The 13,925-nt window shown below is 60.4% G+C and carries 12 protein-coding genes; 1 reads left to right on the top strand and 11 read right to left on the bottom strand.

Annotated features, from left to right (window positions below; genetic code table 11):
- Positions 1 to 10 precede the first annotated feature (10 nt).
- Positions 11 to 1,555, bottom strand: a complete 1,545-nt coding sequence (locus tag J3364_RS21080; RefSeq protein WP_349560120.1) for a formate dehydrogenase beta subunit — start codon at positions 1,553 to 1,555, stop codon at positions 11 to 13.
- The gene (locus J3364_RS21075; protein ID WP_349560119.1) at positions 1,555 to 2,061 is read right to left on the bottom strand and encodes a formate dehydrogenase subunit gamma; all 507 of its coding nucleotides are present in this window, start codon (positions 2,059 to 2,061) and stop codon (positions 1,555 to 1,557) included. The genes J3364_RS21080 and J3364_RS21075 overlap by 1 nt, the downstream gene beginning before the upstream one ends.
- A 127-nt stretch (positions 2,062 to 2,188) precedes the next feature.
- Between J3364_RS21075 and J3364_RS21070 the strand changes: the two genes are divergently transcribed.
- Complete coding sequence (locus tag J3364_RS21070; protein ID WP_349560118.1) at positions 2,189 to 3,268, top strand: substrate-binding domain-containing protein; 1,080 nt, start codon at positions 2,189 to 2,191, stop codon at positions 3,266 to 3,268.
- A 48-nt stretch (positions 3,269 to 3,316) separates the two neighbouring features.
- Here the strand turns inward: J3364_RS21070 and J3364_RS21065 are convergent, their stop codons facing one another.
- From J3364_RS21065 to J3364_RS21025, 9 genes are all read right to left on the bottom strand, one after another.
- A complete protein-coding gene (locus J3364_RS21065) occupies positions 3,317 to 4,978 on the bottom strand; it encodes an OFA family MFS transporter (RefSeq protein WP_349560117.1) in 1,662 nt (553 codons plus the stop codon).
- A 515-nt stretch (positions 4,979 to 5,493) separates the two neighbouring features.
- Positions 5,494 to 6,093 carry a DUF2931 family protein gene (locus J3364_RS21060; protein ID WP_349560116.1) on the bottom strand — a complete coding sequence of 200 codons (600 nt, stop codon included), beginning with the start codon at positions 6,091 to 6,093 and terminating at the stop codon, positions 5,494 to 5,496.
- A gap of 483 nt (positions 6,094 to 6,576) precedes the next feature.
- Positions 6,577 to 7,893 (bottom strand): short-chain fatty acid transporter, encoded by a 1,317-nt coding sequence (locus J3364_RS21055; protein ID WP_349560115.1) that lies wholly within the window; start codon positions 7,891 to 7,893, stop codon positions 6,577 to 6,579.
- 384 nt (positions 7,894 to 8,277) lie between these two features.
- Positions 8,278 to 9,708 carry an FAD-dependent oxidoreductase gene (locus J3364_RS21050; protein ID WP_349560114.1) on the bottom strand — a complete coding sequence of 477 codons (1,431 nt, stop codon included), beginning with the start codon at positions 9,706 to 9,708 and terminating at the stop codon, positions 8,278 to 8,280.
- Positions 9,709 to 9,711: 3 nt separating this feature from the next.
- Positions 9,712 to 10,650 carry a polysaccharide deacetylase family protein gene (locus J3364_RS21045; protein WP_349560113.1) on the bottom strand — a complete coding sequence of 313 codons (939 nt, stop codon included), beginning with the start codon at positions 10,648 to 10,650 and terminating at the stop codon, positions 9,712 to 9,714.
- 1 nt (position 10,651) lies between these two features.
- Positions 10,652 to 11,590, bottom strand: a complete 939-nt coding sequence (locus J3364_RS21040) for a polysaccharide deacetylase family protein (protein ID WP_349560112.1) — start codon at positions 11,588 to 11,590, stop codon at positions 10,652 to 10,654.
- Positions 11,591 to 11,673: 83 nt separating this feature from the next.
- A complete protein-coding gene (locus J3364_RS21035) occupies positions 11,674 to 12,351 on the bottom strand; it encodes an isochorismatase family protein (RefSeq protein ID WP_349560111.1) in 678 nt (225 codons plus the stop codon).
- A gap of 33 nt (positions 12,352 to 12,384) precedes the next feature.
- Complete coding sequence (locus J3364_RS21030; protein ID WP_349560110.1) at positions 12,385 to 13,281, bottom strand: isocitrate lyase/PEP mutase family protein; 897 nt, start codon at positions 13,279 to 13,281, stop codon at positions 12,385 to 12,387.
- A gap of 80 nt (positions 13,282 to 13,361) precedes the next feature.
- Positions 13,362 to 13,925, bottom strand: a complete 564-nt coding sequence (locus J3364_RS21025) for a tautomerase family protein (protein ID WP_349560109.1) — start codon at positions 13,923 to 13,925, stop codon at positions 13,362 to 13,364.

Here is a 13,925-nt window from a genome sequence, read left to right as displayed (position 1 = left end):
CTCCCCTCTGTCAGGCTTTCTGCCGGGTCAGGTCATTCGGAAAATGCTTCATCACACTCTGCACCGGGAAGGGCGTCATCCCGCCCATGGCGCAGAGTGAGCCGTCCACCATCGTTTCGCAGAGGTCGGTCAGCAGGGTGAGGTTGTCGTCGGCGTTCTCGCCGGCGCGGATGCGGTCGATCACCTCGACGCCGCGCACGGCGCCGATCCGGCAGGGGGTGCACTTGCCGCAGGACTCGACGCTGCAGAACTCCATGGCGAAGCGGGCCTGTTCGCCCATGTCCACGGTGTCATCGAACATCACCACGCCACCGTGGCCGACCACGCCGCCAAATTCGGCAAAGGCCTCGTAATCGATCGGCGAATCCCACTGGCTTTCCGGCAGGTAGGCACCGAGCGGGCCGCCCACCTGGACGGCTTTCAGGGCCCGACCGCTCAGGGTGCCACCGCCGAAGTCCTCCATCAGCTCCCGCAGGGTGATGCCGAAGGCCAGTTCCACCAGGCCGCCGCGTTTGACGTTACCCGCCAGCTGCATCGGCAGGGTGCCGCGGGACTTGCCCATGCCGTAATCGGCGTAGGCCTGAGGCCCCTGATCGAGGATGTAGGGCACCGCCGCCAGGGAGAGCACGTTGTTGACGACGGTGGGCCGACCAAACAGACCCTTGATGGCGGGCAGCGGCGGCTTGGCGCGCACCATGCCCCGTTTGCCTTCCAGGCTGTCCAGCAGGGAGGTTTCCTCGCCGCAGATGTAAGCGCCGGCGCCGAGACGGACTTCCAGGTCGAAGCTCTTGCCGCTGCCGCGGATGTTCTGGCCCAGGTAGCCGGCTTTATAGGCCCGGTCCAGGGCTTCATTGAAGATGCGATGCGCCACCGGGTATTCCGAGCGCAGGTAGATGTAGCCCTGATTGGCACCGACGGCGAGCCCGGCAATGGTCATGCCTTCGATGAGCATGTAGGGGTCGCACTCCATCACCAGCCGGTCGGCAAAGGTGCCCGAGTCGCCCTCGTCCGCGTTGCAGACGATGTACTTCTGGCCTTCCGGTTCATCGTGGACGGTCTGCCACTTGATGCCGGTGGGAAAGGCGGCGCCGCCACGACCGCGCAGGCCGGAATCCTTGACCGCGTCGACGATCGCCTGGCTGTCCATATTGAGAGCGTTTTCTAGGCCGGCGAAGCCGCGATGGGCGCGGTAGTCGTCGATGGACAGTGGGTCGGTGACGCCAATGCGGGAGAACGTCAGGCGCTGCTGCTTCTTCAGATACGGAATCTCTTCGGTCAGGCCCAGGGCCAGCGGGTGATCGGCCTCACCCTCGAACAGGCCGGCCTCGACCAGGCTGTCTACATCGGTCGGTTCGACCGGTCCGTAGGCGACCCGGCCGTTTGGGGTGTCCACTTCCACCAGCGGCTCCAGCCAGAACAGGCCCCGGGAGCCATTGCGGATCAGTTTGAGATCAACGCCTTTGGTTCTGGCGGCCTGATGCAGGGTGTCGGCGACGGCGTCGGCGCCCAGGGCCAGGGCCGTGGTGTCGCAGGGGACATAGACGGTCACAGTCATCACTTTACCTCCACGGCCGTTGTGGTCAGCCGGTCTGCCAGACGGTCGAACTTCTCGGCATCCATGCGGCCGTGGATGTCGTCATCCACCCGGATGGACGGGCCGCAGGCGCAGTTGCCCAGGCAGTAAACCGGTTCCAGCGTGAATTCGTTGTCGCGGCTGGTCTGGTGATAGTCGACGCCCAGGCGTGCCTTGACGTGGGCTTCCAGCTGGCGCGCACCGACGGCCTGGCAGGCTTCGGCACGGCAGACCTGAACCACGTGGCTGCCCGACGGCTGCGTACGGAAGTGGTGGTAGAAGCTGATAATGCCGTGCACCTCCGCGCGGGTGTGGCGCAGGGACTCGGCAATGATCGGAACGGCCGCTTCCGGGATGTAGCCGAAGCGGTCCTGGATCGCATGGAGAATGGGCAGCATGGCGCCGGGCATGTCTTTATGCGCGTCCACGGCTTGCTGGATCAATTCTGGCGTCCAGTCCTGTACGGGTTGGGTGCCGGCGTGTGACATGGCTGTTATCTCATCAGGTTGTCAGTGGATCGTCTTTATATGCACGATCGTTCTTAATTGTTTTGGCTTTTGGGTCGTTATAGCGCCAAAATAGCACTCCCAATACGCCTCATAAATATGAATGACAATGCATAGAAAAAAGCTGAGTATCGCGCCCGCCTGGGTTTTCCGGAGTGACGACGGCGAACTGTTCGACCCGGTTCTGTTCCAGCTGCTCAAGAGCCTGCGGGACACCGGCAAGCTGACCATGGCGGCCCAGGAGGCCCGGATTTCCTACCGTCATGCCTGGAACCTGCTCAATCGGGGCGCCGACTTTTTCGGCCTGCCGCTGGTGAACATGCGCAAGGGGCAGGGCACGCAGCTGTCGCCGTTGGGGGAGAAGCTGCTGTGGTCCGAGCAGCGGGTGAAGGCCCGTCTGGGGCCGCAAATAGACAGCATGGCGTCGGAATTGAACAACCAGCTCCAGCAGCTGCTGGCGGGTGCGCATCCGATTCTTCGGCTGCACGCCAGTCACGGCTATGCGGTGGCGTTGCTGCCCGACTTTGCCGATCAGGTGGAGCTGGACCTGCAGTACTGCAATCCGGCGGAGGCGCTGAATGCCCTGGGGCGCGGCGACTGTGATCTGGCCAGTTTCCATTTCCCGTCCTGTTCGCGGCTGGCGGACCAGGTGATGCGGGCCTACCGGGATCAGCTCGACCTGAAGAACCTGCGGATCATCCGCTTCGTGACCCGGGAGCAGGGGCTCATCATTCGCAGGGACAGCCGGGAGGACGTGACCGGGCTGGCCGACCTCACGCGTCCGGACATCCGCTTTATCAATCGAGATGAACATTCCGGTACCCGCATCCTCTTCAATATGTTGCTGGCCGAGCAGGGCATTACCGAAAGCCAGATCAACGGCGCCGAACATGAGGAGTTCACCCACACGGCGGTGGCGGCCTATGTGGCCTCCGGTATGGCGGATGTCGGTTTCGGGGTGGAGGCTGCCGCGGCCCAGTTCGGCCTCGACTTTATCCACCTGTCCACCGAGCACTACCTGCTGATCTGTCCCGAAGAGCGACTGCAGCAGGAGAACATGCAGCAGCTGCTCGCGTTGATGAGTTCGGAGCCGTTCCTGGCCGAGATCGACAAACTGGCCGGCTACGCCCCGGATCGCTGTGGCGAGATCTGTACCTTCGCGCAGTTGCTGGAAAGCGATCGCGCCTGAATCGCCGGGCGCCGTAACGACGCCCGGAAAACTCACCCAAGACTCACATCAAAACAGGGCAGCCGCCTTGGCCAGCGCGATGTACAGGCCGATCAGGAAGGGCACGCCCACCCCGAGCCAGGCCAGGACACCGCCGATGCCGAAGCTGCCTCGCGCAGCCGTCTCTGCGTTGGCCGAGATGCTGTCGTCGTGCTGCAGGGAGCGTTCCTTCTCCACTTCCTCGTCGGACATGTGGTGCTCTTCCTTCACCGGCTTGACCAGCAGGTTGCAGATCAGGCCGGCGAACAGCAGCCCCGCCATGATGTACAGCGTGCGGTCGTAGACCTGACTGGGCTCCAGACCGGCATTCAGCTGGGCTTCGCGCAGCGCCGCAATCACCAGCGGACCGACAATTCCGGCCGCGGACCAGGCGGTCAGCAGGCGACCGTGGATGGCGCCGACCATCTGTGTGCCGAAAATATCCGCCAGATACGCCGGCACCGTGGCAAAGCCACCGCCGTACATGCTGAGGATGATGCAGATGGAAATGACGAACATCAGCGGCATGCCCAGGTGACCCCAGGTGGGCAGCAGGCAGTAGACGATCATCCCGAGGATGAAGAAGGTGTAGTAGGTGTTCTTGCGGCCGATCTTGTCGGACAGTGAGGCCCAGAACAGGCGGCCCACGCTGTTGAACAGGCTGATCAGGCCCACCAGGCCCGCGGCCGCTGCCGCCACCGCCGCTGATTGCGCCGCTGTCAGAGCTGCGCCGCCGTTATCGATGCCGACCAGTTCCCCGCCGAACACATCCTGCAACATCGGGCTGGCCATGGAGATCACCGCAATGCCGGCGGTCACGTTCAGGAACAGCACGCCCCAGATCAGCCAGAACTGACGGGTTTTCCAGGCGGTGTCGAGGTGGACGTGACGGCGGGTGATCATGCCGCTGCCGTGGGCTTCTTTCGGGGGTGTCCAACCTTCCGGCTTCCAGCCGTTGGGCGGGACGCGAAAGCCAATGGCGCCGGACGCCATGACCACAATGTAGATCGCGCCCATGACCACCAGGGTCATGGCAACGCCGGTACCACCGGAGCCGGTAAAGTGACCCATCAGCAGAACAGCCAGCGGTGCACCGATCATCGCGCCACCGCCATAGCCCATGATGGCGAAGCCCGTAGCCATGCCGCGACGGTCCGGGAACCATTTGATCAGTGTGGATACCGGCGTGATGTAACCCAGACCCTGACCGATACCGCCGAGGATGCCGCAGCCCAGGTAGACCAGCCACAGCTGGTGCACCATCACGCCGATGCCGCCGACGATCAGACCGCCACCCCAGCACAGTGCCGCGATACAGCCGGCTTTGCGCGGACCGGCGTGTTCAAGCCAGCCGCCCCAGAGGGCTGCGGAGACACCGAGCATGGCGATGAAGGTTTCAAAGATGTGGGTGACCTGGGGCACCGTCCAGTTACAGGAGGTGGTGGTCAGCGCCTGGAAGAAGCTCAGGTTCGAGCACATGGCTGGATCGGCATTGGTGACGATGTGGGTCATCGGCAGCCAGAACACCGAGAAGCCGTAGGCCATCCCGATACACAGGTGGATCGCAAGCGCTGCGGTCGGCACCAGCCATCGGTTGAATTGCGGACCGGCGATGGTCCGTTCACGGGAGAAGAAGCCGGCCGAGCCCCGGCCGTTCGACGCCAGCGCGCCGTCTTCAGTAATGCCGTCCATATACATTCCTCTCTCTTGTTATTGCTTATGCGTCACAGCGCTTGCCGTGGCGGGGTTGGGGTCCATTGGGATCGTTACCGTACGCTGGTCAGCCTTCGGCGACGTCGCCTGGTGAAATCGAGAGGCGAGGGTCGAATACCTACAGCGTGCATGGCCTTGGTGAGATCAGGCAGGGCAGTGGTGAGGGATGGCGGTGAGCCGAGATCCCTTATCCAATAACCCTGGCGCGCGATGATTCCTCTCATAGCGGCTCTCATTGTTGTTGTTGTTTTATATGCATGGTATTTCATAGGTGTTACAGGTGATGAACATGCAATCACCAGTCATGGATTGCAGTTAAAAGTGGTTAGGCCTGCAACTAGCCAAAAGTCTTATGATTTAATGTGCATATATTGAGCGAGGCTAAATAAAAGCAGGGATCGCCAGACGGGACGCCGTCTGGCGGTGAGGTCGGCCGTGAAGCGACGGCTGACGATGGAGAAATCTATGGTGATGATTGGGCGGGTGTATGGGGCTTACCAGCCGCTGGTAGGGACACCGTGTTGTTTGAGGTAGTCGCCGTTTTCTTTGAGATAACGCTTGGTGGCCGCCCGATAGTCGTTAGGGTCGCCGCCGAATTCGTTGGCTTGCATTCGGGCGACTTCGACCTCGTTGCCGATTTGGTTCATGATCCAGAGGACAATGGTTCCTCCTGGGGCGAGACCTACAACAAACATATCTCTAGGTGCTTGGTGTTCTCCATTAGCACCGGAATAAGTGGCAGGTTTTTCCATCCTTTGTTTGAGATCGTCAGGGACAGGAATCCGGCGTTGATAGTATTTCTGCTCCGAAAAGGAGAACCATTGGATGCCAATGTAATTCGGCAGAACGGTTATCGGCCCACCCGGACCGCTTGGTCCATCTGACCCTCGCCAGCAGCAATCCACACCGCCAATAGGCATGCGCCAGTGCTTGACTCCTGACTTCTCTAGTTCAAGGTGCTCTACCCAGACGCGATAATGCTCTGGGGCCGCGACGGAGAATGACCAACTTGGGGGCGTCTCGCTTGATGCGGCGCACCCGGTCAATGAAGTTATTGCAACCATGACCAACAATGATAAAACAAGTGATTTCATGCGTTCTCCGGCACATTGGCATGAACAGTACGGTTGCGATTCGCCGAAGGTCAATCCCGCAACTTTGTCCTGAGACGATCCATGCGTTCGCGGTCTGACCGGTAGGGGCTGCCAATAAAATCATCGGCGAGTTTGAGTGTTTCGCTGAGACTGGGGCTGGCGATTGCCGTGTTGAGCGGGAGGCTGCTCGGGGCGAATTCGGGTGATTCAATACGGAGGAGATCCCGAAGTGTGAGATCCCGGGGGCGTTTAATCTGCATATCCATTCCCTTGGGTGCTGAGTCAGCGCAAATCCGTTGCGCGAATGTGAGCCTGTCCGGTTGACCGGGTCTATGGTCACTCAGGCGTCTCGGCACGTTAATAAAAGCCCGGGAGAGGTGCAAATACGAGGCATGATCCCGGTCAGCCGCCGAGGTGGTTGCACGATCAGGAAAGGAAAAAGCCGGCCAGGTTGAAGCCTGGCCGGGAAGGAGGGGCAGAAGGTCAGCCGAACACCGACAGTGCGACAAAGGTGCCGGAAATCGCCACGCCGGCAATGATCAGCCAGATCAGCAGGTAGCCCATGATGTCCCGGGCGGACAGGCCTGCGACGCCCAGTAGCGGCAGCGCCCAGAACGGCTGGATCTGGTTGGTCCAGCCATCGCCCCAGGCAAAGGCCATGATGGTCTGGGCCGGGTCGGCACCAATGGCCGCGGCGGCCTGCATCATGATTGGCCCCTGGATCGCCCATTGGCCGCCACCGGACGGGATGAAGAAGTTGACGATACCGGCGGACAGGAACGTCAGCAGCGGGAAGCTGGTCGGTGTGGCCACGGAAATGATCGCCTCGCTGAACTGGGTCACCAGGCCGGCGCTGGTCATCATGCCGGCGATTCCGGCATAGAGCGGGAATTGGACGATGATGCCGCGGGCCGCGTTGACCGCTTTTTCAACCGCGTGCAGGTAAGCCGCCGGGCTTTTATGCAGCAGCAGTCCCAGTGCCAGGAAGATCACGATGATGGTGTTCAGGTTAATGCTGAAGCCCTTGTCGATCGCCTGACCGATCAGGAAGGCCGCAGCGATCAGCCCCAGGAGCAACGTCGGCCAGCGGCTGTTTTCCAGCCGGTCGGATGGGCTCATGTTGGCCTTGTCCAGGGCCTCCTCATCGTTACGCTCTTCGCTAGCACGCAATGTGACAATTTTCTCCGGCTGTTTTTGCAGCAAGAAGAAGATGATGAGCAAGACCAGCAGGGCCAGCGTCAGCGCAATATTCCACGATGAGTACAGGGTTTCCGTGACCGGCACGATGCCGATGCTGTCTTCCATGAAGTGCCCGGGTGTGGCAATCACCAGCGGGATGGACGACGACGGGCCGCGCACCAGCTCACCGCCGTAAGCGGCGGCTACGATCAGCGGAAAGTGCAGCCCCTTGATGCGGGCGCCCATCTCGCGGGCCAGGATAGCGCCGGTCACCATGCCGAAGCCCCAGTTCAGGTAGTAGCAGACAAAACTCACCACGATCGTCAGCACCATCGCCTGTTTTGGGGTGCTGGCGTGTTTGGTCATGCCGGTCAGCAGGGTCTGCACCATCGGCGTCAGCGCCAGCACGTAGCCGGTCAGCAGCACCAGGGTCATCTGCATCCCGAACTTGAACAGCTTCGAGAAGCCACCGCCCCAGTAGTTGGCCATCTCCATGGGGGAATGGTCGGTCAGGGTGACGCCGAGCAGGAAGACGATGGCGGTCAACAGGATCGCCAGCACGAAGGCGCTGGGGAGGTAGCGTTGCACGATACGGACGGAGAAGTTGGTAACGGCTTGCATGGTTGGTGATTTCTCGGTTCGGTTTGCTGTTTTTGGTTCGTCAGAGACGTCCCGCTCCCGCGTCAGGCTTGCCGGTACTTGGCAACGCCATCAGGGCGGAACCGGAACGCTGGAGGGGCTCTTGTCGGGAGTCCCGGACATCCATGTCTATCTCATGTGTTCGTATTACGAACAATAATTTAATATACGAACATGGTGGCCGAAGGTGACTGAGGCGTCAAGAATGAATCGGTTGCTAATTCGCCAGGGTCGCGTTGTGGATAGCCGTGCCGGGCGGTTGATCTGCTCGGGCAATGCCGGCGTTGACCAGCCAGGGGCAGTGAAAAAAGAGGCACCGAGGGGAGCTCTGGTGCCTAAACACACGTTGGTGTTGATGTCGCCGGATCAGCGATTGGATCCGGCGGGTGTCGTGATCTGGTTTGTGGCCGAAGCCGCAAAGCGGCCTGCGATGGCGCCGAGTACGACGGCGCTGAGCAGCCCGTTTCCGGACATATATCCGCTGTCGCCGGCGCCCGATACGCCTCTGGCAGCCCCGCCAGCGGCGTAGAGGTTGGGGAGTGGTTCTCCCTCTGTATCCAAGACCTGTCCTTCCGAAGAAACGTCCAGTCCCCCTTGGGTGTGGAAGAGGGCGCCGGTGACACGGACCACCGAATAAGGTGGTTCCAGACGATCTTCAGGATCAAATCGACGGCCGAATCGATCAGCGTCTCCGTTTTCCTGCAGTGTCTCGATTTCATTGAATGTGGCCAGCAACTGCTCTGTTGGGAGGGCCAGGCCATCCGCCAGCGCCTCCAGCGATGGGAAGGTTCGAATGGCTCCGGCGCTGAAGGCGTTGCGGTAATCCTCGAATTGCATGGCTTGTTCGTGGATTCGGTGATCGAACACATTAAAGGCGATACCTCCGGGCTGTGCGAGGACCTTGGCCGCCTGCTCGGAGTAACCGCCGTGCTCGTTAGAGAATCGTTGGCCGTGCTGATTCAGCTGGATACCGCCCTGCATCATGACGGCCCAGGAAATCAGCGTCTGATGGGGCCAGGCGAGAGAGCCGTGGCCCTGAAACGCGCCAAGGTCCTTCATGCTTGCGTTCAGCGCCTCGCCCCAGAGCAGTGCCTCTCCCTGGTTGCCTTCGTGACCGAAGTAGAGCGCCTCCTTCATGTGCGGAATGTACCGCTCAATGAGAGCCGGATTGCCGCCGTAGCCATTGCAAGCGAGTAACAGCGATGCGCAACCCAGTTGCTCGACCGCGCCGTCCGGGCGTTCGAAGGAGACGCCCTGAACGCGGCGCTGTTCGTCGATGTGAAGCGTTGTTACCCGGGCTTCGGTCAACACGCTGAGCTCTGCTTTTTCGGCGGCGGACAGCAGGCAGGCCATCAGCTCCTCGCCGGTGCGGCGGGGCGTGCAATGCATGCGCATCCGACTGTGGCCCGGATAGAGGAAACCCTCGACCAGCTCAAAGGGAATGCCATGCTCGTCAGCCAGCCACTCGATGACAGCGGCGGACGCTTCCGAGAGTCGCCGGGCGATCGCCGGATCGGCTTCATGATGGTTCTTGCGTTGGATATCGTCGGCCATGGTCGCCGGTGAGTCATCGACCCCTGCCGCTCGCTGGAACCGGGTGCCCGCGGCGGGAACGAATCCTGACGACATATAGGTGCTGCCTCGCGGCGTGGCGTCCCGTTCAAGAATGACCGCCTCAACACCCAGCGATTTTGCAGCCAGTCCAGCCACAAGACCACAGGCGCCGCCACCGATGATGACCAGGGGTAGCGTCATTTCGAAAGCGATATCGGCGCCATCATTTCTGACATCGGCCATACCTTAATCTCCTCCCTGCCCGTCCTGATTGTCGAAGGCGTCCAGGATTTCACTGGCTGTGGCTTGCCAGACGTCGTCGCGGTCGGCGACATAGTCCAGCACAGCTTCCAGGCAGCTGATGCGATGGGGCTGGCCAATGAGCCAGGGATGGACATTCAGTGCCAGCATGCGGCCACCTTCGTCTTCCGCTTCTTCCATCAGGAAATCGAAAGCGTCCTTGATCTGCTGGACCCAGGCGTCCTCGGAGTGCAGGTTCTGGCCGATGACAAACTGGTCTTCCAGTTCCGTCGACAAGGGCATCATGGCCAGCGGACCATTGGCCGTCCTGAAACGATACGGCATGTCGTCGTTGACCCAGTCGCAGCAGTAGTCAATTCCGTTAGCTGTCAGTAGGTCTGGCGTGTTCCAGCTCTGGTTCTTTGCCGGGCTCAGCCATCCTCGGATAGGGTGTCCGGTGAGTTCTCGCAGGGTTTCCACGGATCGTTGGACCAGCTCCGATTCCTCATCAATGTCCTGGCCACCATAGTGGAGGTGATCCATGTTCCAGCCGTGGCAGAGGATTTCACTGTCGAAGTCCAGCAACTGCTCAAGCAGGTAGGGAGTTTGCTGGGCCAACTGGCTGTTGATGGCAAATGTCGGTCGAATCCCGGAGCGTTCGAAGGCTTTCAGGCAGCGGTAGATACCCACCCGGTTTCCATAATCCCGGAGCGTGAAATGACGCAGGTCGGGATACGGCATGGTCATGCCATTGGGAACCTTGAAAGGCTCGCTCCGCTGGTTCAATGGATAGAACTCCAGCGACGTGTTGATCCAGACGGCCAGCCGCTTGCCCTGGGGCCAGGAGACCGGCTTGCGGTCCGCCAGCATGGACCAGTCGTATCGCTCGTGATCGTAGCCATGGGAGCGCCAGGGGTAGGTCAGGTAGTCATTGTCGAGGCTCATGTCACACTCCCCTCTTCCGTTCGATGTCTTCAAGTGCGGCATCGTAGTAATTCGCCATGTAGTAGTCGGCGATTTCCCGGCCCGTCGCGACCCATACATCGCTGTGGCCCGTGATGTACTCCAGCACTTCCTCGAATACCTTGATCCGGTGCGGGCAACTGACCTGATAGTTGTGTGTCGGGATACACATCACGGTTCCGGATTCCTCGCCCTCTTGGTACAGGCGGTCGAAGTGGCGCTTGAGGATGTCGCCGTAGTGGCGTGGTTCCACCTTGTTGACGGCATAGACGATGGTGTCGTTCATCTCCAGCGAGTAGGGGATGGAAATGAAGCGTTTGCCGCTGCGCACGGATACCGGGGTTGGCTGGTCATCGTGGAAGAGGTCGCAGGTATAGATGCCAGCTTCGTCCCCAAACAGTTCGGTACCGACCTCGGCGAACAGATCCAGCGTGCGTTCTGAATGAGACAGGGCGGGAGCCAGGTAGCCGGCGCATTTCTGACCGGTATGCCGGTAGATAGTCTCGATGGAATCGCGAATCATGTCGCGCTCCTGCTGCTCGCTCAACCCGTAGGTGTAACGGGTGTTATAGATGCCGTGGCTGAACAGCTCCCAGTCACGCTCCTGGCACATCTGGATGATTTCAGGGTGATGCTCGCAAAGCGCAACGGAAAGGGAGACGGAGCCCCGTATCCCATACTTGTCGAGCAAGGCCATCTGTCGGCGATGTCCAACCCGGTTGCCGTAGTCGCGAATACTGTAGCCCGGGATGGACGGATTCGGCCTTGGCCAGGCTTTGCGATAAGGATTCGCTGGCGGATCCAGTTCATAGTATTCCACATTGGGCGCCACCCAGAAGGCGACCTTGGCGCCGTTGGGCCAGCGAATTTTGGGGCGGTCCCTATAGGGCCAGTAGTCGTATACGCTGAGACTTTCTTTCATAACGTTCCGCCTTTGGTTGTATCAGGAACAGGCATGCGAGAGGCAGCGGCGCCTCCCACACTCCTAATGGTCCGCCAGGCCTGCTATACGTGTTCGCCGGCTTGGTTGTCCAGCCATTCCATGACGCCCTGAACCTTAACCACGTCCGCATATTTAAGGTGCAGGTCGGTCAGGTTGGCGTAGTGATAGCTCTCGTGTTTATCGGCCACGCATTCTTCGGGAACGATTGTCCGGTAACCGCGGGAAAGGCTTTCGACAGCGGTGGCTCGGATGCAGCCGGAGGTGGAGCCGCCGGTGATGATCACGGTGTCGACCTGGTGCCAGACCAGCAGGGACTGCAGCGGCGTTTCAAAGAACGCGGAGGGCATTCGCTTGGTGTAAACGACGTCCCGGCTGTAATCGATATCGACCCGCTCGTCAAAGGCGGCCCGATCGGAACCGTACTTGATGTTTTGCAGGGAATCGGGCGTATCGGTTCGGGTGCCCCATACGCCGGCATCCTCGGCGGAGCCCAGGAAGGCGACGTGGGTCCAGACAACCGGCCAGCCCAGGCGCCGGAAGCGTTTTGCCAGTTCGTTGACATATTCCAGTTGGCGAGGGTCGGTTTCGTACGCAGTCTTGTAGAGATCCGTCCGGGTATAGGCCTTTTGTGGATCGACATTAACCAGTACGGCCTTTTTCCCAAAGCCAAACGGAACCCGCTGCGGGTTGGCCATCACGTCGGAGAAAATCTCTTTGGCGGTTTTGTCAGTGGTTTGCATCGTGTTCCTCTTGAAATCTGGGTGTACAGGGTCTCAGCGCACTGGATCTTCATATTGCTGCCCCAGATCCAGCATGGTCTGGGTGCCGAGATAGTCGTTCAGTTGCTTGAAGTCGAACATGCGGTCACGGAAGTTGTCGGTGGTGCCGTCGGCTTTCAATGTATCGAAGAAGCGGGAAGCCATGAAGGTGAAAGCCCGGACGAGCGCGCCAGGGAAAATGACCATCGAGAAACCCAGGGACTGGAGTGTCGTTGCATCCTGGAGCGGGGTGTCGCCACCCTCAACCATATTGGCCATTATCGGCACTGTGCCCCTGAGCCGGTCCATCACCTGCCGAACTTGCTCAGATGAGCGGATTCCTTCCACAAAGATCATATCGGCGCCCGCCTCATAGTAAGCGTTGGCGCGCTCAAGCGCTCTCTCAATACCTTCCGAAGCGATGGCGTCGGTGCGGCCAATGATCAGTGTCTTGTCATCGTGGCGGGCATCGGTTGCCGCCTTGATCTTGCCTATCATCTCACCGGCGCTGACCAGTGTCTTGCCACGGAGATGACCGCAGCGCTTGGGATAGGTCTGGTCTTCCAGTTGGATCGCATTGGCGCCGGAGCGCTCAAGCAGGCGGACGCTACGCATGACGTTGAGGGCGTTACCGAACCCTGTGTCGCAGTCGACGACGATCGAGAGATCGCTGCGTTCGCGGATGTGAGCGAGGGAGTCGTTAACCTCGGTCAGGCTCATCAGGCCGATGTCGGGCCGGCCCAGCTTGGTGTAAGCGAGGCTGGCACCGGAAAGGTACACGGTATCGAAACCGGCCTGTTCCGCCAGTGACGCTCCCAGTGCATCGTATACACCCGGTGCGACAACAATGCCCGGACTCCACAAACGATCTTTCAGGGTCGCCGTTGGCAGGGCGTTCTGATGTGTTGGCATACTCTTTTCCATGTTGATTGGCTAGAGGTGGCCGCGCCGTGAAACACCGGCGTTGCCGATCATGAAAACGGGACGTCGCGCTACGCCGGTGGCTTCTTATTGGCCAGGTCGTTCCAGACGTCCTGTCGATGAATCAGGTCTTCCCGGAGCTCAAAGCGGTCGATGAACCGAACGCCGCTGAAGTTGCGGCCATCGGGCCACTGACCCGCCAGGGTGCCCTGAACCATCACGACAATGTGGTCAGTTTCATACGCCACATTGGTCGCCATCACCGTTTTCTCGATGTGGCGATAACGGTCCTTAGACCACTCGACCAGGGCGCCGAGCGATGTGAGTTCACCACTCCCGGGGAAGGTCATGGCGAAAGGGGCGGCCAGGTAGGTTTGGGCCGTCTCCAGGTTCCTTTCCTGCATTGCGTCCAGATAACCAAGGACCAGCATCACCGGGTCCGTTGTGCCGGAGCCCGGAAGCCGCGGGGAACCTCCCCGACTGTAATTCTCAGGATCAATCTCATGGATCCAGAGGGTGATGGCGTCTGGCTTCGCCCGGGTAATGCCGCCGATCACCGATGTGAGGGCGCGCGCGAGTCGATCTTTGAGTGCAGAGCTGTACCCCGTCAGTAGATTGACCTGTATCATCGGCAT

The organism is Marinobacter sp. NFXS9 (assembly GCF_040148665.1).
GTDB classification, from domain to species: domain Bacteria; phylum Pseudomonadota; class Gammaproteobacteria; order Pseudomonadales; family Oleiphilaceae; genus Marinobacter_A; species Marinobacter_A mangrovi.
Note: the sequence above shows the minus strand (reverse complement) of the source record. Positions and strands in the feature narration are given on the sequence as shown.

What these genes read in the sequence shown, in the direction of transcription:
- J3364_RS21075 (WP_349560119.1), bottom strand. Translation starts at nt 2,061, where the DNA reads ATGTCACACGCCGGCACCCAACCCGTACAGGACTGGACGCCAGAATTG.
- J3364_RS21060 (WP_349560116.1), bottom strand. Translation starts at nt 6,093, where the DNA reads ATGAAATCACTTGTTTTATCATTGTTGGTCATGGTTGCAATAACTTCA.
- J3364_RS21025 (WP_349560109.1), bottom strand. Translation starts at nt 13,925, where the DNA reads ATGCCGATGATACAGGTCAATCTACTGACGGGGTACAGCTCTGCACTC.
- J3364_RS21040 (WP_349560112.1), bottom strand. Translation starts at nt 11,590, where the DNA reads ATGAAAGAAAGTCTCAGCGTATACGACTACTGGCCCTATAGGGACCGC.
- J3364_RS21050 (WP_349560114.1), bottom strand. Translation starts at nt 9,708, where the DNA reads ATGGCCGATGTCAGAAATGATGGCGCCGATATCGCTTTCGAAATGACG.
- J3364_RS21070 (WP_349560118.1), top strand. Translation starts at nt 2,189, where the DNA reads ATGCATAGAAAAAAGCTGAGTATCGCGCCCGCCTGGGTTTTCCGGAGT.
- J3364_RS21045 (WP_349560113.1), bottom strand. Translation starts at nt 10,650, where the DNA reads ATGAGCCTCGACAATGACTACCTGACCTACCCCTGGCGCTCCCATGGC.
- J3364_RS21080 (WP_349560120.1), bottom strand. Translation starts at nt 1,555, where the DNA reads ATGACTGTGACCGTCTATGTCCCCTGCGACACCACGGCCCTGGCCCTG.
- J3364_RS21035 (WP_349560111.1), bottom strand. Translation starts at nt 12,351, where the DNA reads ATGCAAACCACTGACAAAACCGCCAAAGAGATTTTCTCCGACGTGATG.
- J3364_RS21055 (WP_349560115.1), bottom strand. Translation starts at nt 7,893, where the DNA reads ATGCAAGCCGTTACCAACTTCTCCGTCCGTATCGTGCAACGCTACCTC.
- J3364_RS21030 (WP_349560110.1), bottom strand. Translation starts at nt 13,281, where the DNA reads ATGCCAACACATCAGAACGCCCTGCCAACGGCGACCCTGAAAGATCGT.
- J3364_RS21065 (WP_349560117.1), bottom strand. Translation starts at nt 4,978, where the DNA reads ATGGACGGCATTACTGAAGACGGCGCGCTGGCGTCGAACGGCCGGGGC.